Origin of the sequence: Vogesella sp. EB (assembly GCF_001037925.1) — a bacterium.
Classification (GTDB): domain Bacteria; phylum Pseudomonadota; class Gammaproteobacteria; order Burkholderiales; family Chromobacteriaceae; genus Vogesella; species Vogesella indigofera.
Genome location: NZ_LFDT01000008.1, coordinates 51,719 through 75,226, shown reverse-complemented (window position 1 = coordinate 75,226; position 23,508 = coordinate 51,719). Strand labels below are relative to the sequence as shown.

Here is a 23,508-nt window from a genome sequence, read left to right as displayed (position 1 = left end):
ATCCAGATGGAAGTGATCATGGTGCTGTGCAATGTGCCGGATGCGGCACTGGCACAACAAATTGCGGAGACGCTGGTCGGCGAGCAACTCGCCGCCTGCGTCAATATCATGGCGCCGTGCCGCTCAGTGTATCGCTGGCAGGGCAAGCTGGAAAACGCCAGCGAGGTGCCGTTGCAGATCAAGACCACCGCGGCGGCCTATCCGGCACTGCAGGCGCGCTTGTTGCAGCTGCATCCCTATGAGGTGCCGGAGATCGTCGCGCTGCCGCTGGCGGCCGGCTTGCCGGCTTATTTGACATGGGTGGCCGCGGAAGTTCTTTCAAGCCCTTGACGCAAAAATTGTTTTTGCGTGTGTTTTGCTACGGAATATTGGCGGATAGCACAAATTTCAAATTATCGGCCAAGAAAATCTTGACGCGAAAAATCGGCTTCGGTATAGTTTCGTTCTCTCGGGGGTCGTTAGCTCAGTTGGTAGAGCAGCGGACTTTTAATCCGTTTGTCGCAGGTTCGAATCCCGCACGACCCACCACCGAGACCCCTGATGGGTCGTTAGCTCAGTTGGTAGAGCAGCGGACTTTTAATCCGTTTGTCGCAGGTTCGAATCCCGCACGACCCACCATCAGGACCCTTACGGGGGTCGTTAGCTCAGTTGGTAGAGCAGCGGACTTTTAATCCGTTTGTCGCAGGTTCGAATCCCGCACGACCCACCAAGAATACAGACATCAAGCCCAGTCATCAGACTGGGCTTTTTGTTTTTCAGCCGCAGTGTGCGCTGGCGCAGCAACGTGCCCCGGCTGCCCTCCGTACTCCTCCTCTTTTCCTGTCTGCCGCCGTCTAGCCCGCCGGGCTGTCGACCCGGCATTGCCACAGTCTGGCCAGTGCCGGCAGGTGGCGCGCTTCGACCGTCATTTGTGCCGGGCTGGCGATACGGCTTGCCGATGGCACGATATTGGCGTCACGGCCGAAGCGGACGGTCAGCGGCGTGGTGATGTCGTCGCCGTGCTGCACCACGATGGCGGTGTCGCCCTGCTCCAGCTTGACGAAGCTGCCCGGCGGATACAGACCGACCTCCTTGATCAGGCAATCGGCCAGCTTGGCGTCGGCCAGCATGTCGCGTTGCTGGAACAGCTGCACCATCGCGCTCTTGGGCAGCTGCGGGCGGCGGTAGTGGCGGGGGTGCAGCCGCGCCATGGCGACATCGGCGACATGCAGCAGGTGGGCGCCGGGGCTGATCTTGCTGCGGGGCAGGCCGAACGGATAGCCCTTGCCGTTCCACTGTTCGTGATGTTCCAGAATCGCCAGATGCCAGATCTCGTCATCGATGCCGACCTCGCGCAGCATGGCGGAGCTGGCCAGCGGGTGCAGGTGCAGCTGCTTGGCCTGCAGCGAGGACAGCGCCTCGGCCTGGTGGCTGAGCTGCTGCTGCAGGTTGACCATCGCGATATTCATGGTCAGCGCGGCGCAGACCAGGGATTCGCACTCGGTCTCCGGCTGTGCCAGCCGCTGTGTCAGCCGCGCCACCAGCAGCGCGACATGCACGGCATGGGCGTGCGCGTAGTGGGCGTAGGGCAGCAGCAGGCCGGCGGCCAGCGTGGCTTCCGGGGCGTGATTGGCCAGCCGGCGCAGGCTGCCGGCCAGCGCGCGCAGCTGCTGTTCGCTGTCGTCGTGGTCGAGCAGGCGGGTGGTCAGCCACTGTAGCTGGGCATAGGCCCACGGCAGCGCCAGGAACGGGTCCTGTTCGTGCTGTGGCGGGCACACCGGCTGCGGGTCGTGGAAATGGCTGCGCGCGCGCGCCTGGCGGCGCTGCTTTTCTCCGGCGCTGAGCCAGATTTCGAGATCGCTGCTCTGGGTCAGGCGATTGCGAACGTAGAGTGAATCTGGCAGGTAGTGCAGCATGACAACGGCTCCGGCGGTGCTGGATCCGGTGGCAGCGCGGGCTGCCGGTTGCGGTGGCGGCAACGCCGGATCAAGGCGGTGGTGCCAGCGATTATGCCAGAAGCGCCGGCGGCCGCCACTCGCCCCGCCGCGTCATGGCGTGGCGTCGCCGTAAAAGGCAAAGCCGTTCTTGCCGGCGCGCTTGGCCTGGTACATCGCCTTGTCGGCGGCATTGAGCAGGGTATTGGCGCTGCTGTCGTGGCGGCCGTCGTAGAGGGCGATGCCGATGCTGCTGGACAGGGTGACCGCCACGCCGGCGATGCTGTGGATGGCGGCGATCTGTTGCAACAGCTTGCCGGCCACCAGCGCGCTGTCCTGCTGCGGCTGCACCAGGTTTTCCAGGATCACGGTGAATTCGTCGCCGGCCAGCCGGGCGGCGCTATCGGTTTCGCGCACCGCGCCGCGCAGTTCGCGGGCGAAGCGCTGCAGCGCCATGTCGCCGAAGTCGTGGCCGTGGCTGTCGTTGAGCGCCTTGAAGCCGTCGAGGTCGAGAAACAGCAGCGCCATGCTGTTGCCGCTGCGGCGGCTGCGGGCCATCGCCTCGCGCAGGCTCTGCATCAGCGCGCGGCGGTTGGGCAGCCCGGTCAGCGAGTCGTGGTAGGCCTCGAATTGCAGCTGGTCCTGCAGCTGCTTGCGTTCGGTGATGTCCACGCCCAGCACGTAGAAACCCTGCTGCTGCCGCTGCGGGTTGTAGTGCGGGATCAGGGTGATGTGGACCCAGATCTTGCCGTGCAGGCTGGGCATCAGCACCTCGTATTCGCTCTGCTCGCCGCGCAGCACCTTGTCGAAATGCGGGCGGGCCACCGCGTACACCGCGGCGTCGAGCACGTCGGCGACCTTGCTGCCGGTGATGGTTTCCGCCTTCCAGCCGAACCATTTCTCGTAGCCGAGGTTGACGAAGCGGTAGTGCAGCCCGGTATCGATATAGGCGATGATGGCCGGCACATTGTCGGTGATCATCTTGATGCGGGCGCGGCTGTCGAGGATCTCGGCCTCGTCGGCCTTGCGCTGCGAGATGTCGTGCAGGAAGGCGTTGATCAGCATCCGCCCCTGGCTGTGGATCGCGCTCAGCGTCAGCTCGATCGGAAAGGTGCTGCCGTCCTTGCGGCAGGCGCTGACCTCGACGCGCTGTCCCAGCATCCGCGGCTGGCCGGTGCGCACGAAGCGGCACAGGCCGGCGTGGTGGGCGGCACGCAGCGGCGGCGGGATGATCAGCTCGGCCAGCAGCTGGCCGGCGGCCTCCTCCCGCGTCCAGCCGAAGGTGGTTTCCGCGGCGCGGTTCCAGCCGACCACCAGCCCCTGCTCGTCGATCTCGATGAAGGCGTCGGTGGTGTTTTCCAGCGTGGCGTGGAAGTGTTCCTTCTCCGCCAGTAGCGCGCTTTCGTAGGCGTTGCGCTGCGCGATTTCCTGGTGCAGCCGCGCCAGCGTGGTCTCCAGCTCCTGTGTGCGCTGCTGCACGCGCTGCTCCAATTCGGCCTGCAGCTGCTGCAAGTCCTGCGCCGCTTCCAGCCCCCACAAATACTGCTCCACCATGCGCGCCAGGTCCTGCAGCGTCTGCAGCTCGCCGTCGTCGAGCTGCCGGGGCTGGTCGTCGATCAGACACAGCGTGCCCAGCGCGTGGCCCGCGTGGGAGAAGATCGGCTGCCCGGCGTAGAACACGATGTGCGGCGCCGCCGTTACCAGCGGGTTGTCGGCAAAGCGCGGGTCCTGGCGCGCATCGGCGACCAGCAGCGCCTGTGGCTGCAGGATGGCGTGGCCGCAGAAGGAGATGTCGCGCGCCGTCTCGCTGACGTCCAGCCCGACGCGCGACTTGAACCACTGCCGCTTGGCGTCGACCAGCGTCACCAGCGCGGTCTTGACCTTGAATACGCGCTGCGCCAGCCGGGTGAGGCGGTCCAGCTCGGCGGCGGGCGGCGTATCCAGTACGCCCAGGCGCTGCAGGGCGGCCAGGCGGTCGTGCTCGTTGGCGGGCAATCGGGGCTTGTGCATGTCTGGCTCTGGCGCGGGCAAGGGTCACGGGTTCGGGCGGTGTTCACATCCTTTGTAGGATGTCGGCATCATTTTTGCGAACAATGTTCGCTGTGCCACGCCAAATCATACGTGAGTGCCGGCCTGCCGCGGGCGGGGAATAAGGGGTAGTCGTGGCGGCGGGGTGGGGCGGAAAAAGCCTGCGGCCAACCTTGTGACGCCAAGGTTGGCCGCAGGCACCGCCGGGTCAGGCGGCTTTTTTCGGGAACAGCAGCGAGGCGATCACCGAGCCGATGATGACAACGAATACCACCGCCAGCGATACCACCACCGGGATGTGCAGGAACTCCAGCATCAGCAGCTTGACGCCGATGAAGCTGAGCACGATGGCGAGGCCGTAACGCAGCAGGTGGAAGCGGTCGGCGACGTCGGCCAGCAGGAAGAACATCGCGCGCAGGCCGAGGATGGCGAAGATGTTGGAGGTCAGCACGATGAACGGGTCCATCGTCACCGCGAAGATGGCCGGGATGCTGTCCACCGCGAACACCACGTCGGACAGCTCCACCATCATCAGCACCAGGAACATCGGCGTGGCGTAGCGCAGGCCATTCTTCATCACGAAGAAGGCTTCGCCGTGGTAGTCGTCGGTGATGCGCATGTGGCGGCGCAGGAAGCGCAGCAGCGCGTTATTGGTCAGGTCTTCCTTTTCCTCTTTTTCCGGCAGCATCATCTTCAGGCCGGTAAACAGCAGGAAGGCGCCGAACACGTACAGGATCCAGCTGAATTCCTTTACCAGCGCGGCACCGAGGAACACCATCACCGTGCGCAGCACGATGGCGCCGAACACGCCGTACAGCAGCACGCGGCGCTGGTATTCCACCGGCACCTTGAAGAAGCCGAAGATCAGCAGGAACACGAAGATGTTGTCGACGGCCAGCGATTTTTCGATCACGTAACCGGTGAAGTACTCCAGTGTTTTCTGGTTGGCGACGGCGGGACCGTAGGCCGGATCATTGGCCAGATACCACCACAGCCAGCCGCCGAAGCTGCAGGCGACGCCAACCCAGATCGCCGACCAGATGCCGGCTTCCTTGATCGACACCTTGTGGGAGCCGCTCTGCTTCAGTGCCAGCATGTCGACGGCGATCATGAGCAGTACGGCCACGAAAAAGACAGCGTAAAAGAAAGGCGATCCGATCGAGGGGAGGGCCTGTTCCATGGTGTTGATGACTCCTTGTGTGTAGAAAATATAAGGCACGCGTTGACCCCGAACGCCATGCGGCGGGTGGGGCGCGGCCATTTGTTGTGGGCGCGGACGGCTGGCTTGTCCAGCCGTTGCGCGTCGATTTGACCGGCCGCCGGGGGCGCGGTTCCGTCGCCGGTGCGGCTTGGCGGGAAATGTGGGGTGGAGGGGGGCGGCCGGAGAAGTGAAGCGCGGAGAAATAAGGCGCGGAGCAGTGCGGCGGGCAGCGCAAGGTTGGCCGCAACGCTTGCGGCCAACCCTGCGCCGCGATCAGGCGGCCAGCTTGCGCGCGGCCTCGGCCAGGCGGCGGCCCTGGGCGATGGCGAGCTGCTTCTCGTCCTCGCTCAGCGTCACGTTGTTGTCGTGGCCGGCGACATGGCTGGCACCGTAGGGGGTGCCGCCGGTGCGGGTGTGGCTCAGCGCCGGCTCGGTGAACGGCAGGCCGAGCAGCAGCATGCCGTGGTGCAGCAGCGGGATCATCATCGACAGCAGCGTCGATTCCTGGCCGCCGTGCTGGGTGCTGCTGCTGGTGAACACGCAGGCCGGCTTGCCGGCGAGCGTACCCTGCATCCACTCCGGCGCGGTGCCGTCGAGGAAGTACTTCATCGCCGCCGCCATGTTGCCGAAGCGGGTCGGGCTGCCCAGCGCCAGGCCGGCGCAGTCCTGCAGATCCTGTTTCTCGACATAGGGCGCGCCGCTGTCCGGCACCGCCGGCGCGGTGGCCTCGCACACGGTGGAGACCTTGGGCACGGTGCGCAGCCGCGCGCGGCAGCCGTCGACGCTGTCGATGCCGCGGGCGATCATGCGGGCCAGCTCGCGGGTGGCGCCGTGCTGGCTGTAGTACAAGACCAGAATGTCGTGCATGAAGATTCCTATGGGTTAACATTGGCGAATTGCTGGATTCTAGCGTGTTTGATCGGATGATCGTGTCGTTTACCTCCCTGCCCCTGACCGGTTTTGCCCGTTTTGTCGCCGCGCGGCTGGCGCAGCAGCGCGTGCTGCAAGTGGCCGGCAGCCTGACCTTTACCACCCTGCTGGCGCTGGTGCCGCTGCTGACCATCGCACTGACGGTGATGTCGGCATTTCCGGTGTTCGGCGACTACAGCACTCGCTTCAAGGTGATGCTGCTGTCGACGCTGGTGCCGGAATTCGCCGGCAAGGTGATTACCGTCTACATGCGCCAGTTCGCCGACAACGCCGAAAAGCTCACCGCCGCCGGCATCGTGATGCTGGGCGCCACCTCGCTGATGCTGATGGCGACGGTGGAGCGCACCTTCAACAGCATCTGGGGCGTGCGCCGCGCGCGGCCGTGGCTGCAGCAGAGCATGGTGTACTGGACGGTGCTGACGCTGGGGCCGCTGGCGCTGGGCGGCGGCCTGCTCGGCTGGCGCGTGCTGTTCAAGTACACCCACATCGAGCGCTACTCCACGCTGCTGGACGAGGCGCTGCAGTTCGGCGGCGGCCTGCTGCTGGCGACGCTGATGCTGGCGCTGCTGTTCCGCATCGTGCCCTACCGCTACGTGCCGCGCCGCCATGCGCTGCTCGGCGCGCTGTGCACCGCGCTGATGCTGGAGGTGACCAAGCTGATCTTCGGCTTCTACATCGGCGAGATCGCCAGCTACCAGCTGGTGTACGGCGCCTTCGCCAGCCTGCCGGTGCTGCTGCTGTGGCTGTTCTGCCTGTGGCTAGTGGTGCTGACCGGCGCGGTGCTGACCGCGTCGCTGTCGTACTGGGAGGGGCGCGCCTGGCAACGGCGCAACGAGTCGCGGCGCCGTTTCCTCGATGCGGTGGAGCTGCTGGTGCTGCTGGACGAGGCGCAGGGCGAAGGCCGCGCGCTGCGGCCGGAAGCGCTGCGGCAGCAGGTGCTGGTCGGCTACGACGAGCTGGGCCACGTGCTGGACCGCCTTGCCGCCGCCGGCTACGTGCAGTGCGGCCAGCGTGAAACCTGGGTGCTGACCCAGCGCGCGGAGGCCATCGCCCTGGCCGACCTCTTCCGCCTGTTTGTCTACCGGCCGGAGCTGCGCGAGTGCGACGACGACATCGCCGCCGCGCTGGCCGAGGTGTTTCAGCCGATGATGGGCGAGCTGGAAGCGATCTCGGTGGCCGATTTCGCGCGCCGCGTCGGGCGGAAATAAGCGGTATTGTCGTAGAACGCCGCGTCGTGGTTGGCGTCCCACCAGCCGGGGATGCCCAGCAGCGGCAGCGGCAGCAGTTCGCGCGGGCTGGCGGCAAACTCGTCGTCGCCCGCCAGTCGCGCCGCCAGCATTTTATCCAGCGTGTCCACCTGTTCCGCGCCATCCAGCCGGAAAAATCCTTCCTCCACCGGCAGCAGCAGCGCCTTGCCGCACCAGCCGATGTGCATCGCCAGCCCCTGTTCCAGCAGCGCGTGGCCGATGACATGGGCGCCGATGCGCGTGCCCCACTCCGCGCGCTGTTCGACAAACAGCGTGCGCCACTGCATGTCGTGCAGCGCCTGCGCCAGCGCGGCATCGCAATACGGCACGATGACGCCACTTTCGTCCAGTAGCGTGCCGGCATCGCGGCGCGGGCCGCGGCGGAACTCGTCGCCGTTGATGGCCGCCACCTGCCGCGCGTTCATCGCCAGCTTGCTGCGCGGCCAGCTCAGCCAGCACAGCGCGTTGAACCAGTCGTGCCAGTTGTCGCCGCGCGTCGGCACCTCGCCGGTGCTGCCGATGTGCATCTCGTAGTACAGCTCGGGGTCGGCGTCGCGCAGGAAGCGCTGCCGCGGCGGCAAAGGTTGGCTGCAGGCGCGCGCGTGCCCGATCAGGCGGTCGAAGTCGGCCTGTTGCGGCCAACCCTGGCACGCGGCGGTGTCGCGCCAGCGCGCGATGCTGTCGTACAGCGGATGCTCGGGCCAGGGGCCGAACGTGGTCGGCAGGTGGGCGAGGGTGGTGCGGGCCTGCATCGCCGGCTTACTGCGGCTGGCTGGCGCTGTGGCCGGCGTCGCCTGGCGCCTGCGGGCGGGTGAAGTGGTTGATGGCGGTGGCCAGGATGATGCCGAGGATGATCAGCAGGCCAAGGCGTTGCAGCAGGTTCATGGGAAAGCTTCCGTAATAAGCAAAACGCTACCGGTGGCGGTAGCGTTGGTGGTGATGATGGTATCCCCGACAGGAATCGAACCTGTAACTGCCCCTTAGGAGGGGGCTGTTATATCCATTTAACTACGGAGACAGCCAATGAAACGGGGGTCAGGCGTCGCGGCGTACCGACAGTCGCGCCAGCTCGGCCAGCGCGGTCTTGTAGTCGCTGTCCGGCAGCGGGGCCAGCACCGCGATGGCGCGTTCGGCGGCTTTTTCCGCCTCGCCGCGCGCATAGTCCAGCGCGCCGCAGGATTGTACCGCAGCCATCACTTCGCTGAAACGCTCGCGACTGGCGGCTTCCAGTGCCTCGCGCACGGTGGTGGCGGCCTGTTCGCTGCCCTGGCGCATGGTGTAGATCAGTGGCAGGGTGACCTTGCCCTCGGCCAGGTCGTCGCCGACGCTCTTGCCGATGGTGCCGGCGTCGCCGCTGTAGTCCAGCACGTCGTCGATGATCTGGAACGCGGTGCCCAAGTGCATGCCGTAGTCGGCCAGGGCCTGTTCCTGCTCGGCGCTGGCGCCGGCCATGATGGCGCCGACGCGGGTGGCAGCCTCGAACAGCTTGGCGGTCTTGTACTGGATCACCAGCAGGTATTGCGCTTCGGTGAGGCTGGTGTCGCCGATGTTGAGCAGCTGCAGCACCTCGCCCTCGGCGATGATGTTGGTGGCGCCGGCCATCACTTCCAGGATGCGCATATTGTTGCTGGCGACCATCATCTGGAAGGCGCGGGTGTAGAGGAAGTCACCGACCAGCACGCTGGCGGCATTGCCGAACATCGCGTTGGCGGTCTGGCGGCCGCGGCGCATGTCGGATTCATCGACCACGTCGTCGTGCAGCAGGGTGGCGGTGTGGATGAATTCCACCATCGCCGCCAGCTCGTGCAGATACGGTTCGCCGTAACCCATGGCACGGCCGGCCATCAGCGTCAGCACCGGGCGCAGACGCTTGCCACCGGCAGAAATGATGTATTCCGCTACCTGGCGGATCAGGACGACGTCGGAATGCAGGCGCGTGCGGATGACCTGGTCGACAGCTTGCATATCGTCGGCGGTCAGCGTGCGAAACAGCGGAGTGGAGGACATTGCTACCGGTTCAAATGGTCGGGAAAACCGCGCGATATTAGCAGACAAGGCCGCTGTGTTGCCATGGCAAACACGTTTGCCACGCAGTGTCGACAAAAATATTGACATCTATCAGGCACTTGCGTATATTTTCGCGTTCTTCGCGCACACTGCGCGCAAGAAAGAATATTAGGAGCTATACGAATGTATGCGGTCGTAAAAACTGGCGGTAAACAGTACAAAGTTTCCGTTGGCGAAAAACTTAAAGTAGAACAGATACCTGCAGACGTCGACAGCCAGATCGTACTTGAAGAAGTGCTGATGATTGCTGACGGTGAGCAAGTTTCCGTAGGCGCGCCTCTGGTAGCTGGCGCAACTGTCCAGGCAACCGTGGTTGCTCATGGTCGTGGCGACAAGATCCGCATCTTCAAGATGCGTCGTCGTAAGCACTACCAGAAGCATCAGGGTCATCGTCAGAACTACACCGAAATCCGCATCGACGCGATTTCCAAGTAAGGGATAAATAGACATGGCACACAAAAAAGCAGGCGGTAGTTCCCGCAACGGTCGTGATTCCGAAGCCAAACGTCTGGGCACCAAAGCCTACGGCGGCGAGCTGATCCCGGCTGGTTCCATCATCATCCGTCAGCGTGGCACCCGTTTCCACGCTGGTGAAAACGTTGGCATGGGCAAGGATCACACCCTGTTCGCCAAGGTTGACGGCTACGTGAACTTCGCGGTTAAAGGCGCTGCCCAGCGCAAGACCGTTAGCGTTGTTCCGTACACTGGTGTTGACGCAGAGTAATTCTGTAGCCACCGGAAAAAGCCCTATCGCACGATAGGGCTTTTTTGTTTGTCCGATTATCGTATTGGCCACACGAGGTGTGAGGCGCAAGAGGCTGCGGCCAACCTTGGGCAGCCGGCGGCCGTTTGCGCCTGACTCCTCGCAAGCATTTAGGAGAGTTTCATGAAATTTATCGACGAAGCCCGCATTGAAGTGCGCTCCGGCAAGGGCGGCAATGGTTGCTGCAGCTTCCGCCGTGAAAAATTTGTACCGCGTGGCGGCCCGGACGGCGGCGACGGCGGCCGTGGCGGCGACGTGATCGCGGTGGCCGATGAAAACATCAACACCCTGGTCGAGTACCGCTTCGTGAAGAAATACCTCGCCGTCAACGGCGAGAACGGCCGCGGCGCCGACTGCTACGGCAAGGGCGGCGACGACATCTACCTGCGCATGCCGGTCGGCACCCAGATCTTCGACACCGACAGCGGCAACCTGCTGGCCGACCTCACCTTCCACGGTCAGGAACTGGTGCTGGCCAAGGGCGGCAAGGGCGGCCTCGGCAACATCCACTTCAAGAGCTCGCTCAACCGCGCGCCGCGCCAGTTCACCCGCGGCGAAGAAGGCGAGATCTACAACCTGCGCCTGGAGCTGAAGGTACTGGCCGACGTCGGCCTGCTTGGCATGCCCAACGCCGGCAAATCCACCTTCATTCGTGCGGTCTCCGCCGCCAAGCCGAAAGTGGCCGACTATCCGTTCACCACCCTGCACCCGAACCTGGGCGTGGTGCGCATGGACGACACCTCCAGCTTCGTCATCGCCGACATCCCCGGCCTGATCGAAGGCGCGGCGGAAGGCGCCGGCCTCGGCCACCGCTTCCTCAAGCATCTGGCACGTACCGGCATCCTGCTGCATCTGGTCGACATCGCGCCGTTCGATCCGGACGTCGATCCGGTGCGCGAGGCACGCGCCATCGTCGAAGAGCTGCGCAAGTACGACGAAGCGCTGTACAACAAGCCGCGCTGGCTGGTGCTGAACAAGGTCGACATGCTGCCGGAAGACGAGCGCGAGCTGACCGTGTCCGCCTTCCTCGAAGCCTACGGCTGGCCGAAGGCGCAAGCCGACGACCGCTTCGGCTTCGACATGACCGCGCCGCGCCACTTCGTGATCTCCGGCCTGACCGGCGAAGGCACCCGCGAGCTGGTATTCGCGATCAAGGAATACCTCGACGTGCTGCGTGCGGCCGAGAAGAAGGCTCGCCTGGAAGCGGAAGAAGCCGAACGCGCCGCCAAGCTGGCCCGCGCCGCCGCGGCCGGTGCCGCACCGGTGGCCGCGATCCAGACGCTGGTGGCGGATGACGCGCCGGCGGCGGATGCGGGTGCGGATAGCGCTGAGTAATCAGGTGCTGCGGCCGAGGTTGGCCGCAAGCTGTAGTGAGAAAGGGCAAGCCGGATGGCTTGCCCTTTTGTCATGATGTGGCTGGTATGATGAGTGGGCAAACCCAACCTATGGTGCGGGCTACGAGGTCAGCCACAATAGTCTTTTAAGTTAAAGAGTGTGAGGAATGATTCTTTACAAGTACGTCGATTTTGATACGGCTTTTGATCATATTTTGAAAAATAAGACCGTTAAATTTACCCGCCCAAGTGAATTCAATGACCCGTTCGAAACAACGGCAAGGCAGGCTAGAGAAAGCGTTGCGGAAGATGATAGCAAATTTGCATTTGATGATTTTTGCCAACACATTGGTTTGAATCAGAGCTATGGCATTCTTTGCTTAACCAGAAACCCCGGGAATTTATTAATGTGGGCACATTATGCAACCGGAAAAAGGCCGCCATCTACGGGTATTTCATTTAGAGGCGATGCGCACTGTGGCATCGTCATTGGGATCGATACAGCTGAAGCGGGGTTTGATGACGAAGAGAAGAATGTTGTTCCTGCCAAATTTGGCAGCGTTATCTACTCCACAACTAAACCATCACACGCTTATGGAAAATTTAGCGATCTTCTGTTTCTAGGCCGAATAAACGAGTTTCGATCAGGGCTTCTTGAGGAAATGCAAAGAATATTTTTGTACAAATCTCATGATTGGTCATATGAAGAGGAGGTGCGCATCGTAAAAAACATAAGTACGAGCCAAGCATGTATCCAGCCAATTCCTGTTGCTGCAATCAAAGAGGTTTATATTGGCTACGGACAAACGGTAGCAGTAACTGAAATTAGAAAACGTATTGTTGAGCTAGTGCCCGAGGCAAAGATATTTTTAATGGAACGAAACAATCTAGATTGGCGCTTAAAAGCAAGGGATATAACTAGCATGCTAGGTTTGGTCGAGTGACATGAGTACTGTAGGTTGGGTTGAGCGTAGCGAAGCCCAACGTTTACCGCGATGGAGTGACCAAGGTTGGCCGCAAGCCGTAACGGGTTTGCGGCCAACCTTGTTTTGGTTTGGGGTATCCGCTGCGCGGATGTTTTTTATCTGCCGCTTTCCGCGCGGCGGCGGGCTACTTTCTTTTGCTTCGCCAAAAGAAAGTAGCCAAAGAAAAGGCGACCCGACGGCGCAAGAATTCCCGTGCAAACCGCCGCCATCCCGGCGCCGCCCATCCGCTGCGCTCAAAAGAGGGCGGCTTTTTCCCGGGATGGCGACAGCTTGCACGGCTTGCGCCAACGGGATGGGCGCGTCGGTACGGTTCTGGTTTTTGTGGGGCGTGCGGCTCGGGTAGGTCGTAGTTGTAGGTCGGGTTAGCGCAGCGTAACCCGACAAGTTTTTCGGTCAGTTCTGTTTCCGGCTTTGTTTTCGTGCTTTTCGTGGCCCAAATAGCCTTTGCCTCTGGCCGTGTTTTTCCGTGTGCTTCCGTGGCTCAAAATAAAAACCGACTATCGCCGCAACGTTGGCCGCAAGGAGTGTCGGGTTACGCTGCGCTAACCCGACCTACGAGTTGACCCCGTGACCAAAGCCGCTCTTGCCTTCGTTTGTGTTTCCCGTGTGCTTCCGTGGCTCAAAATCAAAACCGATTACCGCCACAACGTTGGCCGCAAGCCGTGTCGGCTTATGCCGCGCCAAATGGAGCGGCCTACCCGCTGCGCGCATCCCCGCCGCCATTGACGACACGGCCTGTCCGCTCCGACAATCCACGGCTGTTTAACGCCGCTGGATGCTTGCCTTGGATTCCCTTTCCGATTTTTTCCGCCCCGGGCTCAGCCCGGACGCGCTGCCGGCGCTGAACCGGTTGTCGGCGGCGTGGCCGTATCTGGCGGTTTTCGTCACGCTGTTTCGCGGCGGTGACGAGGAGGTGCTGATGCGGCTCCTGGTGCTGCGCGAGCTGGGTAGCCGCGCCGAGGCGCCGTACTGGACGCCGCAGGACATCGCGCAGCGCTTCGCCTATCTCAACGACACCAAGCTGAACACCATTCTCGGCCGCCTGCGCGAGGGCGAGTTGCTGGTCTACGACAGCGACGGCGGCCATTACGCCTTGTCCGAGGCGGCGCGCGTGGCGCTGTCGGCGCTGGCGACGCTGATCGACTTTGCCGGTGACGATGTCGAGCTGGGCTATCTCGCCAGCCAGGTCGCGGCGGGGCAGGCGGTGGGGCAGGTGTCGGACGAGGCGCTGCAGCATCTGCTGGCGCGCCTGAACGAGCTGCACGCCGAGTTTGCCGATGCGCTGGAGTCGCAGTCCGAATTCCGCATCCGCGCCGCGCAGCACCGGCTGGAGTCGGTGTGGCGCTGGGTGGCGAAATCCACCGACGTGGTGCGCGGCCTGACCTGCGACGAGCGGCTGAGCCTGACCACGCTGAGCCAGGCGCAGGCGATCGCGCTGGCGCAGAGCCGCATGCTGGCGCTGGCCGGCACCTTCGAGCGCCGGCTGGCGCAGCTGGCGGCACAGCGCGTGCATCTGGGCAGCTCCGGGCTGACCTCCACCGACATCGCCGACTGGCTGCGCCATCAGGGCCTGGCCCGGCTGGCGGGGCTGGCCGATGGCGTGATCGCGGCCAACGTCGAGCCGGCGTTCCTGACCACGCCGGAGCTGGCCGATGTCGCCGAGTACGAACTGCTCGGCCGCGAACGCGCGCGCGAACACGATCATGCGCTGCCGGCGGCGGCCAGCGCCGAAACCGCCGACGCGGTCGAGGCCGAACGCCTGCTGGAAGCCGAGGCGCTTTACGACACGCTGGCGGTGCTGGAGCTGCAGCTGGTGCCGGCGGGTGGCGTGCCGATTGCCGACGCGGTGCTGGCCGACAGCTACAACGAAACCGCCTACCGCCTGTCGCTGCTGTCGCTCTTGGGCGACCCGGAGAGCCGCAGCGACCGTGGCGTGATTGCCGCGCTGGCCAAGCTGCCGCTGGCGCTTTCCGGTGGCGCTGCCGTGCTGGCGCTGGACCACCCCGAGGTGGCCAGCCTGTCCGACGCGCAGCTGACCGTGATCCCGACATCCCGAGACTCAACATCATGATGGAACAATCCCTCACCGTACTGGTGTCGCGCCTGTTGGCGCACCGCGTGATTCCGCGCAGCGATGCGCTGGCACGCCGCGCGCTGCTCGACGACGCCTTCCGCGCCGAGCTGGACCAAAGGTTGGCCGCGGTCGGCCTGCGCCTGGTGGAAAACCCCTACGCCGAGCACATCGCGGTGGCGCTGCTACCGGCGATGACCGAGCCGGTGTTCGGCAGCGGCGAAGCGTGGCTGAACAACAACCTGGGGCTGCCGCGCGATGGCGTGGCGCTGCTGGTGATCGTGTGGGCGCTGATCATCCTGCCCAAGCGCGAACGCCAGATCAGCCGCGTCGAGGCCGGCCGCGAGGGCCAGCACGACATGTTCGGCGCGCAAAAGCCGCTGGAAACCGGCGACACGGTATCGGTCGGCATCTCCGAGGACGCGCTGTACGCCGACTTCGGCAAGCAGCTGGGCGGCCGCACCCGCTTTGCGGCCAACCTTGGCCGCCTGGTCAACCTCGGCTTCCTCAACCGCCGCAACAAGTGGCTGGAAGAAGGGCCGATGCTGGACCTGATGATCGATTACAGCCAACTGGCACCGCGCATCATCGAAGGCGCGCTGGCCGACGTGCTCGGCCGCCGCCAGGCCTTGCTGCAGCAGGCCAGCGAAACGACAACGCCGGCCGCCGCAACCGACAACAGCCAAGTGGAGAACGCCTGATGTTCCAGATGAAATCGGTAGAAATGGTGCACTGGGATTTCTGGCAGCGGCTGATCGTGCCGCTGGACGCGCAGATCGTCACCATCATCGGCCCCAATGGCTCCGGCAAGACCACGCTGCTGGACGCGCTGCGCACGCTGCTGGCGATCAAGTGCTCCGGCAAGCGCGACTACAAGCGCTACGTGCGCAACAACCGCGAGCCGTTCGCCTTTCTCAAGGGCGTGGTCGCCAATCCGCGCCGCCTGAACGGCGGGCTGTACCCGACGCCGTTCTTCCCGCTGTTGAGCGAGGAGGTCACCCTGCTGTGTCGCATCAAGAAACAGGGCGGCGACTGGGTGCGCCACTACGCCATCGCCGAGGGCGACGTGGCGCTGGACAGCGCGGTGGCCGATCCGGCACTGGCGTGGCTGGGGGTGCAGGAATACCGTCGCCGCCTGGAAGCGGCCGGCCTCACCGCCGCCGTTGGCGAAGTGCTGGCGCTGGAGCAAGGCGACACCGACAAGCTCACCGAATACACGCCCAAGCAGCTGCTGGACCTGGTGTTCCAGGTGTTCGGCGACAAGGACGTGCTCGACAACTACCAGCACGCGCGTGACGAGCAGCGCGCCGCCGAGGCCGAGCTGAACGCGCTGTCGCAGCAGCAGGAAGCACTGGAAGTGCGCGTCGAGGCGATGAAGACGCGCGCCAACCGCTATCTGGAATGGACCGGCCTGCACAAGCGCGTCACCCGCCTGCGCGACGAGGCGCTGCCGGTGCTGGGCCTGATCGACGGCCGCAGCGCCATCACCCGGCAATGGGGCGATTACCGCCGCGTGCAGCACGATTACCTGAACGTCAGCGCCGACCACCGCGCCACCTTGCAGCTGATGGCCACGCTGCGCCGCGCCGAGAGCGAGGCGCAGGCCGCCCGCGCCCAGGCCGACAGCGAGCGCCACCACGCGCAGCAGGCCTTCATGCACGCCCGCGACGCGCTGCGCGACGTGCAAAGCCAGCTCAAGGAACGCGACCGGCTGCAGGCGCTGGCCGGCCAGCAATACGGTGACGACGCCGCCACGCTGACGCAAAGGTTGGCCGCACTGCGCCACGACGCCGACACCCTGCGCGATAGCCTGCGCGCCGCCAAGCGCGAGCGCGACGAGCACGGCGCCGAACTGGCGGCGCTGGAAAGCGGCAAGCCGCGTGCGCCGGACGACGTGCGCCACTTCCGCGCCGCGCTGGACGAAGCCGGCATTGCGCACAGCATGCTGTGCGACATTGTCGAGGTGACCGATGCCGCGTGGCAGGGCGCGGTCGAGGCGCTGCTCAAACCCTACCGCCACGTGGTGCTGCTGGCCGATGCCACCGACCGCCGCGCCGCCTGGCAGCTCGGCGACAAGCTGCGCTACCGCCACTTCGTGGTGCCGGATACCGCCAGCGCGCCGCGTGCACGCAGCGGCAGCCTGCTGGAAGTGGTGCGCTTTGCCGAGCCGGCGCCGGAGTGGCTGTACCAGCAGATGAACCGCGTCAGCCGCGTCGCCGACGTGGCGGCAGGCGCGAAGGAAGACGGAGACTGGATCACGCCGGAAGGCTATTTCCGCGAACGCCGCGGCGCGCGCCACATCGGCGTGCCGCAACGCGACTTCGCCTTTGGCGAGGCGGCGCGCCAGTCGCGGCTGCTGGACCTGCGCGCCACGCTGACGGCGCTGAACCAGCGCATCATCGCCGGCGAAGAGCAGCTGGTGGCCGCCAGCCGCGACATCGCCGCGCTGGCCGACTACCTGTCGGGCATGGATTCCATCGCCCAGCTGGCCAGCCGCGCCGACGAATTCGCCGCGCTGGAGGCGCAGCTGGCCACGCTGCAGGCCAGCGTCGCCGAACACGGCGCCGCGCTGGCCGACGCCGACACCGCCTGCCGCGACGCCGAAAGCCGGCACAGCGACGCGCGGCTGGCGCACGACCGCGTCTGCCAGCGCGAGCAGGACAGCCTGAACCGGCAGGCGGCGCGCCGGCTGGAAGCGGAGCAGGCACGCCGCACCCTGCGCCGCCTGCTGGCCGAATTGCGCGACAGCCAGAGCCGCCTGCCGGCCGCGGCGCAGGATGCTGCCTACGTCGCGCAGCTGACCGAGGAATTCGAAACCGCCGCCGACGTGCGCCACGAAATCCACTATCTGGAAGAAAAACTCGCCGCCGGCGACTGGGAGTGCGACGACGCGGTGTTGCAGCTGAAGGACAAGCTGCAGGAAGACCTGAGTGCGCTGGCGCGCGAATGCCAGCGCCGCCAGGCGGAGGTGGAACGCGCCGCCGGCCTCACCACCGACGCGCGCGAGGCCTATCTGGGCAAGCTGCGCGCCACGGTGCGCGCCTACGGCAGCAACATCAAGCGCCTGGGCGAGCTGGCCGGCATCGGCGTCGAGGTCGAGCTGCCGCTGCTGTCCAATGACGACACCGCGCTGGCACAGGCTGGCCTGACGCTGAAGTTCAACTTCGACCAGAAGGGCATGATGGGCATGAACGACGGTGAGGCCTCCGGCGGCCAGCAGGTGATGAAATCGCTGATCCTGCTGATCGGGCTGATGATGGACGAGGCCAACCCGTCCGGCTTCGTGTTCATCGACGAGCCGTTCGCGCACCTGGACATCTTCAACATCGACCGCGTCGCCGGCTTCCTCAAGGCCACCGAGGCGCAGTACCTGATCACCACGCCCAATACCCACAACATCAACATCTTCGCGCCATCCGGCCTGACGCTGGCCACGCGCAAGAAACGCCCCGGCGAGCAGTGGGCGCCGGCGATCCTGCAGACGCGCAGAAGGCTGGAGGCGTAAACCTGATGCTGACCACCCCGGTACTGGTGACCGGGGTTTTTTGCGGCCAAGGTGGCCGAGAATGACTGGGGGGCAGACCGGACAAGCTGCCCGATCGTCATTTTTTGCTTGGAGAGGGCCATTGGATCGTGTGATGATATATGGCTATATTTATAAATTTTATTAAATACTCGTCATTGCATGGTGGGGTCGCCATGGCGCCGAAGCCGGCGGTGACGAGGTGATCATGTTGAGGCCGGAGCATCCGATGAAGAAACCGTTACTTTCCCTTTCCCTGCTGGCGCTGCTGGCGGCGACAACGGGTTGTGCCACCGAGAGTTCGCGCAGTCTGGAGGTGGCCAAGGTCGCCACCGCCGGCACGACTTACCAGGGACAGCGCAGCCTGATTTCGGTCGGCAAGTTCGATAACCGCTCCAGCTATATGCGTGGCATTTTCTCCGACGGTGTTGACCGTCTGGGCGGCCAGGCCAAGACCATCCTGATTACCCATTTGCAGCAGACCGGCCGTTTCAATGTGCTGGATCGCGACAATATGACCGAGATCGGCCAGGAAGCGGGCTTCAAGAAACAGGCGCAGGCCATCAAGGGTGCCGATTTCGTGGTCACCGGCGATGTCACCGAGTTCGGGCGCAAGGAGGTGGGCGACCATCAGCTGTTCGGCATCCTCGGGCGCGGCAAGCAGCAGATCGCCTACGCCAAGGTCAACCTGAACATCGTCAAGGTGCAGACTTCCGAAGTGGTGTACTCGGCACAGGGGGCAGGTGAGTACAGCCTGTCCAATCGCGAGATCATCGGTTTTGGCGGTACCGCCAGCTACGACTCCACCCTGAACGGCAAGGTGCTGGATCTGGCGGTGCGGGAAGCGGTGAACAATCTGGTCGCCGGCATTCACTCCGGTGCATGGCAACCGGCGCCCTAACCCTGTCAGGTAAACACAATGATGATGTTATCGCGAGGCATGAGCATCGGCGCCGGCTTGCTGCTGGCGGCGGTCATGAGCGGATGTGCCAACCAGCCCAAGCCGCTGTACCACTGGGGGCCTTACCAGCCGCAGGTTTACGAATACTTCAAGGGCGATGGCGCCGGCGAGCAGGCGCAGATTGCCGCGCTGGAAGAGAATATCCAGCAGGCACGAGCCAAGGGGGAGGCGTTGCCGCCTGGCTACCACGCCCATCTTGGCCTGCTGTATAGCAAGGCGGGGAAGGAGGACCAGGTGAAACAGCAGTTCGAGACCGAAAAAGCGCTGTTCCCGGAATCGTCGTCCTTTATGGACTTCCTGCTGCGCAAATTCAAAAAGTAAGGGACCGCAATGCGTTTTTCATGGATGAAAGGCCTGCTTGCCGCGGTGGGCGTGGTACTACTGGCCAGCGGCTGCGCTACCCAGAAGCCTTATGACTACACCGCCTACAAGCAAAGTCGCCCCAAGTCGGTGCTGATCCTGCCGCCGCTCAACAGCTCGCCGGACGTGAAGGCCACCTACAGCATGCTGGCGCAGATGAGTGCGCCGCTGGCCGAATCCGGTTACTACGTGTTTCCGGTGGCGGTGGTGGATGAAACCTTCCGCCAGAATGGCCTGACGGCTCCCGGCGACATGCAGGCGGTGCCGCCGGCCAAGCTGCACGAGATCTTCGGCGCCGATGCCGCGCTGTATGTCGACGTCAAGCGTTACGGCGTGACCTATACCGTGCTCAGCAGTGACGTCACGGTGGTGGCCGAGGCCAAGCTGGTGGATCTGAAAACGGGGCAGTTGCTGTGGGATGGCCGCGCCAGCGCGTCCAGTGCCGAGCAGCAAAACAACAGTGGCGGCCTGGTCGGCATGCTGGTGTCGGCGGTGATCAACCAGATCGCCAACTCGCTGACCGAGAAGGGCCACGTTTACGCCGGCATCGCCAGCCAGCGCCTGTTGAGTGCGCATCCCAACGGTGTGCTGTATGGCCCGCGCTCGCCGCGCTACGGCCAGGACGGCGTGCCACAGTAAGTACCGGCAGCGGCATGCGCCGCTGTGCAGGAGAGGGCAAGGGTTGGCCGCAAGCCAGGATGGTTTGCGGCCAACCCTGTTTCACGCTGTGGCCGGTGCTGCTGGTCGCTGGTGACCCTGGTCGAACCATGCCATGGACATGACCGGTTTATTCCAATAGAATGCCGCGCTTTGCTACCCACGATGATTCCGCACATGAAACAGCTCGCTCTCGTTGCCGCCCTCGCGGCGTGTCTGGCCGCTCCGGCGCAGGCGTTCAACCTCAATTCCGTGCTCAGCGCCGGTTCCGACCTGGTGAAGTCCGCCACCCTCAGCGATGGCGAGGTGAAGGCGATGGCTGCCGAGGCCAGCAAGTCGATGGACAAGCAGAACAAGGTCGCCGCCGCCGGCAGCGCCTACGGCACGCGCCTGAACAAGATCGTGAAAGGGCTGGGCAATGAGGACGGCCTGCAGCTGAACTTCAAGGTGTACCAGAGCAAGGAAGTGAACGCCTTCGCGATGGCCGACGGTACCGTGCGCGTGTACAGCGGCCTGCTGGACAAGATGACCGATGACGAAGTGCGCTACGTGATCGGCCATGAAATCGGCCACGTGAAGCTGGGCCACACCAAGAAGGCGATCCAGGTCGCCTACGCCGCGTCCGCGGCACGCAAGGCGGCGGCTGGTAGCGGTAATGCTGTGGCCGCCTCGCTGTCGGAATCGGAACTGGGCGACTTCGCCGAGCAGATCGTGCACGCGCAGTTCTCGCAATCGCAGGAAAGCGACGCCGATGCCTACGCGGTGGAGTTCCTGAAGCGCCACAACTACAACCTACAGGGCGCGCCGGCGGCACTGCGCAAGCTGGCCGCGCTGTTCGGCAACGAAGGCAGCGTGCTGGCCAGCCACCCGGCACCGGGCGACCGTGCCGACAAGGTGGAAAAGCTGATCAAGTAAGCGTTGACCGGCCTGCAGCACGCAAAACAGCCCGCCATTGGCGGGCTGTTTTTTTGTGTGCCCGGCAGGCGTGGCGGGCGCTGGCGGCGGGGCAGACCGGTCGTGGCCGCTGCCCGGGTCGGACCTTGCCGGCAGCCGCCGGGTTGGCGCGGCTAGCGGCGCGGTGCAGCCTGCAGCGCCAGCAGTGCGCCGATATTGCGCGCGCAGCGTTCCAGGTTGGCCGCGGCGTGTTCCAGCGCGTCGTCGAGGGTGGTGATCTGCTGCACGCAGGCGAACACCGCGTCGATGCCGTGCTGGTGTACCGCCTCGACACCGTCGCCGAGGCTGCCACCGATGGCGATCACCGGCAGGCCGTGCTGCTTGGCGCGGCGCGCGACGCCGATCGGGGTCTTGCCGAACACGGTCTGGCCGTCGAGGCGGCCTTCGCCGGTGATGACCAGGTCGGCGCCGGCCAGCGCCGCGTCCAGCCCGACGCAGTCGAGCACGATGTCGATGCCGCGGCGCAGCTGGCAGGGGAAGAACGCCAGCGCCGCCGCGCCCATGCCGCCGGCGGCACCGGCGCCGGGCACCGTGGCGATGACCTGGCCAGTGTGTCGTTCCAGCAGCCGGCCGTAGTGCGCCAGTGCCTGCTCCAGCTGCACCACCATCGCGGCATCGGCGCCTTTTTGCGGGCCGAAGATGGCGGAGGCGCCGTGCGGGCCGCACAGCGGATTGTCGACGTCGCAGGCGATGTCGAAGCGGCACTCGGCCAGCCGCGGGTCCAGCGCGCTGCTGTCGATGTGGGCCAGCTGTGCCAGCGCGCCACCGCCGGGCGCTAAAGGTTGGCCGCAGTCATCCAGCCAGCGCACGCCGAGCGCTGCGAGCATGCCGGCGCCGCCGTCGTTGGTGGCGGAGCCGCCCAGCGCCAGGATGATGTGGCGCGCGCCGTGGTCCAGCGCGCTGCGGATCAGTTCGCCGGTGCCGTAGCTGCTGCTGTGCAGCGGATTGCGCTGATGGCGCGGCACGTGCTCCAGGCCGCTGGCACTGGCCATCTCGATGACGGCGCCGCGGCCGTCGCCGAGCAGGCCCCACTTGGCGAACAGCGGCGTGTGCTGCGGGCCGGTGACGCGCTGGCGGATGCGCTGGCCGCCGGTGGCGTCGAGCAGCGCGTCCAGCGTGCCTTCGCCGCCGTCGGCGACTGGCAGTCGCAGCAGCTCGGTGTGCGGCAGCAGTGGCGCCAGGCCGCGGGCGATGATAGTGGCGACTTCGCGCGCCGACAGGCTTTCCTTGAATGAATCCGGGGCGATCACGATTTTGCGCATGGTGGCGATGGAGTGGCGGAAAGTAGACAGGCGATTCTATGCCATCGCTTGCGTCGCCGGCGAATGGCCGGCGGCATGACAAAACCAAGCACTTGCTCGATAATGCGCTTTTGCCACCGACCCTACACTTCAGGAGCCTGCCGCGATGCGTACACTGACTTCCCTGCTCGGCAATTCACAACAACTCGACGGCGGCGCGATGTTCGGCAACGCGCCGCGCGCGGTGTGGGCCGGCTGGCTGGCGCCGGATGCGGCCAACCGCGTGGCGCTGGCCTGCCGCTGCCTGCTGGTGGAGGAGGGCGACGGCCGCCGCATCCTGCTGGAAACCGGCATCGGCGCCTTTTTCGCACCGAAGTTGCGCGAGCGCTACGGCGTGGTGGAGGCGGAGCACGTGCTGCTGGACGCGCTGGCGGCGCAGGGGCTGAGCGATGCCGACATCGACGTGGTGGTGCTGTCGCACCTGCACTTCGACCACGCCGGCGGCCTGCTGGCGGCGTGGGACGGCGGCCCGGCGCGGCTGCTGTTCCCCAACGCGCAGTTCGTGGTCGGGCGCGAGGCGTGGCAGCGGGCGCTGAATCCGCATCCGCGCGACAAGGCCTCGTTCGTGCCGGAGCTGATCGCGCTCTTGGAGGCCAGCGGCCGGCTGGTGCTGGTCGATGACGCGACGCCGGCCTGCCTGCCGCCGGACTGGCGCTTCCACATCTCCAACGGCCACACCCCCGGCATGCTGCTGGCGGAAATCCCGCTGCCGGGCGGGCCGCTGCTGTTTGCCGCCGACCTGATTCCCGGCGCGGCGTGGGTGCACGTGCCGATCACCATGGGCTACGACCGCTTCCCGGAGCTGCTGATCGACGAGAAGCGCGCGCTGCTGCAAAGCTTGGCCGCAGCCGGCGGCCGCCTGTTTTTCACCCACGATCCGCAGCTGGCCTGCGGCGAGGTGCTGCTCGATGGCCAGACGCAGCGTTTCAGCGTGACGGCGACGCAGGCGACATTAAGCAAGCTCGCAATTTGACCTTGTCATTGTTTAACATAATTGACGACAGTAAAACGCATGATTGAGGCACAATAGGCCACAGCCAGTGCCGTGCATGGTGCTGGCGCCATGCCTGCTTTTGCGTGCCACTATCTAGCTATAACTCGATGAAATAACTGGATTTTTCTGGCGGGCACCGCCGGCGAGACACAAAACCCCGATACCGCGATGGTGTCGGGGTTTTGTTTTTTGTTGTGGCGAAGTGTTTAAAAAATTGC

22 protein-coding genes and 4 tRNA genes are annotated in these 23,508 nt (G+C 64.8%); 17 read left to right on the top strand and 9 right to left on the bottom strand.

Annotated features, from left to right (window positions below; translation table 11 throughout):
- Positions 1-6: 6 nt before the first annotated feature.
- The 4 genes from cutA to ACG97_RS06845 all read left to right on the top strand — a co-directional run bounded on the left by cutA (position 7) and on the right by ACG97_RS06845 (position 709).
- Positions 7-330, top strand: coding sequence for a divalent-cation tolerance protein CutA (gene cutA / locus ACG97_RS06860; RefSeq protein ID WP_047966605.1), 324 nt, complete (start codon positions 7-9; stop codon positions 328-330).
- A gap of 122 nt (positions 331-452) precedes the next feature.
- Positions 453-528, top strand: a tRNA-Lys gene (locus ACG97_RS06855).
- Positions 529-542: 14 nt separating this feature from the next.
- Positions 543-618: transfer RNA gene (locus ACG97_RS06850), tRNA-Lys, on the top strand.
- A 15-nt stretch (positions 619-633) separates the two neighbouring features.
- Positions 634-709: transfer RNA gene (locus tag ACG97_RS06845), tRNA-Lys, on the top strand.
- A 124-nt stretch (positions 710-833) separates the two neighbouring features.
- Here ACG97_RS06845 and ACG97_RS06840 read toward each other — a convergent pair.
- The 4 genes from ACG97_RS06840 to wrbA form a co-directional block, all read right to left on the bottom strand.
- Positions 834-1,895 (bottom strand): HD-GYP domain-containing protein, encoded by a 1,062-nt coding sequence (locus tag ACG97_RS06840; protein ID WP_053068096.1) that lies wholly within the window; start codon positions 1,893-1,895, stop codon positions 834-836.
- Positions 1,896-2,027: 132 nt separating this feature from the next.
- Complete coding sequence (locus ACG97_RS06835) at positions 2,028-3,923, bottom strand: diguanylate cyclase domain-containing protein (RefSeq protein ID WP_082133679.1); 1,896 nt, start codon at positions 3,921-3,923, stop codon at positions 2,028-2,030.
- Between the two features lie 226 nt (positions 3,924-4,149).
- Positions 4,150-5,121, bottom strand: coding sequence for a TerC family protein (locus tag ACG97_RS06830; protein ID WP_047966603.1), 972 nt, complete (start codon positions 5,119-5,121; stop codon positions 4,150-4,152).
- Between the two features lie 294 nt (positions 5,122-5,415).
- Positions 5,416-6,009 carry an NAD(P)H:quinone oxidoreductase gene (wrbA, locus tag ACG97_RS06825; protein ID WP_047966602.1) on the bottom strand — a complete coding sequence of 198 codons (594 nt, stop codon included), beginning with the start codon at positions 6,007-6,009 and terminating at the stop codon, positions 5,416-5,418.
- Positions 6,010-6,053: 44 nt separating this feature from the next.
- Here wrbA and ACG97_RS06820 point away from each other — a divergent pair, with 44 nt between their 5' ends.
- Entirely contained in the window at positions 6,054-7,280 is a 1,227-nt protein-coding gene (locus tag ACG97_RS06820) for a YihY family inner membrane protein (protein ID WP_238377281.1), read from the top strand.
- Here ACG97_RS06820 and ACG97_RS06815 read toward each other — a convergent pair.
- The 4 genes from ACG97_RS06815 to ispB form a co-directional block, all read right to left on the bottom strand.
- Positions 7,211-8,071 carry a DUF3025 domain-containing protein gene (locus ACG97_RS06815; protein WP_047966600.1) on the bottom strand — a complete coding sequence of 287 codons (861 nt, stop codon included), beginning with the start codon at positions 8,069-8,071 and terminating at the stop codon, positions 7,211-7,213. The two genes, ACG97_RS06820 and ACG97_RS06815, sit on opposite strands and share 70 nt — an antisense overlap.
- A gap of 7 nt (positions 8,072-8,078) precedes the next feature.
- Complete coding sequence (locus ACG97_RS18145) at positions 8,079-8,204, bottom strand: hypothetical protein (protein WP_255348025.1); 126 nt, start codon at positions 8,202-8,204, stop codon at positions 8,079-8,081.
- A gap of 58 nt (positions 8,205-8,262) precedes the next feature.
- Positions 8,263-8,337 (bottom strand) — tRNA-Arg (locus ACG97_RS06810).
- Positions 8,338-8,354: 17 nt separating this feature from the next.
- Positions 8,355-9,326: an octaprenyl diphosphate synthase gene (gene ispB / locus ACG97_RS06805; RefSeq protein WP_047966599.1), complete on the bottom strand. Its 972-nt coding sequence runs from the start codon at positions 9,324-9,326 to the stop codon at positions 8,355-8,357.
- 183 nt (positions 9,327-9,509) lie between these two features.
- On the opposite strand from ispB, the gene rplU reads away from it, so the two are divergent.
- The 11 genes from rplU to ACG97_RS06755 all read left to right on the top strand — a co-directional run bounded on the left by rplU (position 9,510) and on the right by ACG97_RS06755 (position 20,956).
- A complete protein-coding gene (gene rplU, locus ACG97_RS17200; protein ID WP_082133678.1) occupies positions 9,510-9,821 on the top strand; it encodes a 50S ribosomal protein L21 in 312 nt (103 codons plus the stop codon).
- Between the two features lie 13 nt (positions 9,822-9,834).
- Positions 9,835-10,110 (top strand): 50S ribosomal protein L27, encoded by a 276-nt coding sequence (gene rpmA, locus ACG97_RS06795; protein WP_047966597.1) that lies wholly within the window; start codon positions 9,835-9,837, stop codon positions 10,108-10,110.
- Positions 10,111-10,272: 162 nt separating this feature from the next.
- Complete coding sequence (obgE, locus tag ACG97_RS06790; RefSeq protein ID WP_047966596.1) at positions 10,273-11,484, top strand: GTPase ObgE; 1,212 nt, start codon at positions 10,273-10,275, stop codon at positions 11,482-11,484.
- A gap of 166 nt (positions 11,485-11,650) precedes the next feature.
- On the top strand, positions 11,651-12,427 hold the full coding sequence (locus ACG97_RS17195; RefSeq protein ID WP_082133677.1) for a DUF2971 domain-containing protein: 777 nt from the start codon (positions 11,651-11,653) through the stop codon (positions 12,425-12,427).
- Positions 12,428-13,244: 817 nt separating this feature from the next.
- Positions 13,245-14,540: a hypothetical protein gene (locus ACG97_RS06785; RefSeq protein WP_047966595.1), complete on the top strand. Its 1,296-nt coding sequence runs from the start codon at positions 13,245-13,247 to the stop codon at positions 14,538-14,540.
- Positions 14,537-15,241: a hypothetical protein gene (locus ACG97_RS06780; protein WP_238377279.1), complete on the top strand. Its 705-nt coding sequence runs from the start codon at positions 14,537-14,539 to the stop codon at positions 15,239-15,241. The genes ACG97_RS06785 and ACG97_RS06780 overlap by 4 nt, the downstream gene beginning before the upstream one ends.
- Positions 15,241-18,045, top strand: a complete 2,805-nt coding sequence (locus tag ACG97_RS06775; RefSeq protein ID WP_047966593.1) for an AAA family ATPase — start codon at positions 15,241-15,243, stop codon at positions 18,043-18,045. The genes ACG97_RS06780 and ACG97_RS06775 overlap by 1 nt, the downstream gene beginning before the upstream one ends.
- A 247-nt stretch (positions 18,046-18,292) precedes the next feature.
- The gene (locus tag ACG97_RS06770; RefSeq protein ID WP_047966592.1) at positions 18,293-18,964 is read left to right on the top strand and encodes a CsgG/HfaB family protein; all 672 of its coding nucleotides are present in this window, start codon (positions 18,293-18,295) and stop codon (positions 18,962-18,964) included.
- Between the two features lie 18 nt (positions 18,965-18,982).
- Positions 18,983-19,345, top strand: a complete 363-nt coding sequence (locus ACG97_RS06765) for a DUF4810 domain-containing protein (protein ID WP_202902715.1) — start codon at positions 18,983-18,985, stop codon at positions 19,343-19,345.
- 24 nt (positions 19,346-19,369) lie between these two features.
- Positions 19,370-20,023, top strand: coding sequence for a DUF799 domain-containing protein (locus ACG97_RS06760; protein ID WP_202902717.1), 654 nt, complete (start codon positions 19,370-19,372; stop codon positions 20,021-20,023).
- Between the two features lie 195 nt (positions 20,024-20,218).
- Positions 20,219-20,956, top strand: a complete 738-nt coding sequence (locus tag ACG97_RS06755) for a M48 family metallopeptidase (RefSeq protein WP_047966664.1) — start codon at positions 20,219-20,221, stop codon at positions 20,954-20,956.
- Between the two features lie 152 nt (positions 20,957-21,108).
- Here ACG97_RS06755 and ACG97_RS06750 read toward each other — a convergent pair whose 3' ends face one another.
- Positions 21,109-22,257, bottom strand: coding sequence for a glycerate kinase (locus ACG97_RS06750; RefSeq protein WP_047966590.1), 1,149 nt, complete (start codon positions 22,255-22,257; stop codon positions 21,109-21,111).
- Positions 22,258-22,402: 145 nt separating this feature from the next.
- Between ACG97_RS06750 and ACG97_RS06745 the strand changes: the two genes are divergently transcribed.
- Positions 22,403-23,269, top strand: a complete 867-nt coding sequence (locus tag ACG97_RS06745; protein WP_047966589.1) for an MBL fold metallo-hydrolase — start codon at positions 22,403-22,405, stop codon at positions 23,267-23,269.
- Positions 23,270-23,508 lie beyond the last annotated feature (239 nt).

Bases quoted from the DNA above. Each gene is read 5' to 3' on its own strand.
- cutA (WP_047966605.1), top strand. From the start codon at position 7: ATGGAAGTGATCATGGTGCTGTGCAATGTGCCGGATGCGGCACTGGCA.
- ACG97_RS06840 (WP_053068096.1), bottom strand. From the start codon at position 1,895: ATGCTGCACTACCTGCCAGATTCACTCTACGTTCGCAATCGCCTGACC.
- ACG97_RS06835 (WP_082133679.1), bottom strand. From the start codon at position 3,923: ATGCACAAGCCCCGATTGCCCGCCAACGAGCACGACCGCCTGGCCGCC.
- ACG97_RS06830 (WP_047966603.1), bottom strand. From the start codon at position 5,121: ATGGAACAGGCCCTCCCCTCGATCGGATCGCCTTTCTTTTACGCTGTC.
- wrbA (WP_047966602.1), bottom strand. From the start codon at position 6,009: ATGCACGACATTCTGGTCTTGTACTACAGCCAGCACGGCGCCACCCGC.
- ACG97_RS06815 (WP_047966600.1), bottom strand. From the start codon at position 8,071: ATGCAGGCCCGCACCACCCTCGCCCACCTGCCGACCACGTTCGGCCCC.
- ACG97_RS18145 (WP_255348025.1), bottom strand. From the start codon at position 8,204: ATGAACCTGCTGCAACGCCTTGGCCTGCTGATCATCCTCGGCATCATC.
- ispB (WP_047966599.1), bottom strand. From the start codon at position 9,326: ATGTCCTCCACTCCGCTGTTTCGCACGCTGACCGCCGACGATATGCAA.
- rplU (WP_082133678.1), top strand. From the start codon at position 9,510: ATGTATGCGGTCGTAAAAACTGGCGGTAAACAGTACAAAGTTTCCGTT.
- rpmA (WP_047966597.1), top strand. From the start codon at position 9,835: ATGGCACACAAAAAAGCAGGCGGTAGTTCCCGCAACGGTCGTGATTCC.
- obgE (WP_047966596.1), top strand. From the start codon at position 10,273: ATGAAATTTATCGACGAAGCCCGCATTGAAGTGCGCTCCGGCAAGGGC.
- ACG97_RS17195 (WP_082133677.1), top strand. From the start codon at position 11,651: ATGATTCTTTACAAGTACGTCGATTTTGATACGGCTTTTGATCATATT.
- ACG97_RS06785 (WP_047966595.1), top strand. From the start codon at position 13,245: ATGCTTGCCTTGGATTCCCTTTCCGATTTTTTCCGCCCCGGGCTCAGC.
- ACG97_RS06780 (WP_238377279.1), top strand. From the start codon at position 14,537: ATGATGGAACAATCCCTCACCGTACTGGTGTCGCGCCTGTTGGCGCAC.
- ACG97_RS06775 (WP_047966593.1), top strand. From the start codon at position 15,241: ATGTTCCAGATGAAATCGGTAGAAATGGTGCACTGGGATTTCTGGCAG.
- ACG97_RS06770 (WP_047966592.1), top strand. From the start codon at position 18,293: ATGAAGAAACCGTTACTTTCCCTTTCCCTGCTGGCGCTGCTGGCGGCG.
- ACG97_RS06765 (WP_202902715.1), top strand. From the start codon at position 18,983: ATGATGATGTTATCGCGAGGCATGAGCATCGGCGCCGGCTTGCTGCTG.
- ACG97_RS06760 (WP_202902717.1), top strand. From the start codon at position 19,370: ATGAAAGGCCTGCTTGCCGCGGTGGGCGTGGTACTACTGGCCAGCGGC.
- ACG97_RS06755 (WP_047966664.1), top strand. From the start codon at position 20,219: ATGAAACAGCTCGCTCTCGTTGCCGCCCTCGCGGCGTGTCTGGCCGCT.
- ACG97_RS06750 (WP_047966590.1), bottom strand. From the start codon at position 22,257: ATGCGCAAAATCGTGATCGCCCCGGATTCATTCAAGGAAAGCCTGTCG.
- ACG97_RS06745 (WP_047966589.1), top strand. From the start codon at position 22,403: ATGCGTACACTGACTTCCCTGCTCGGCAATTCACAACAACTCGACGGC.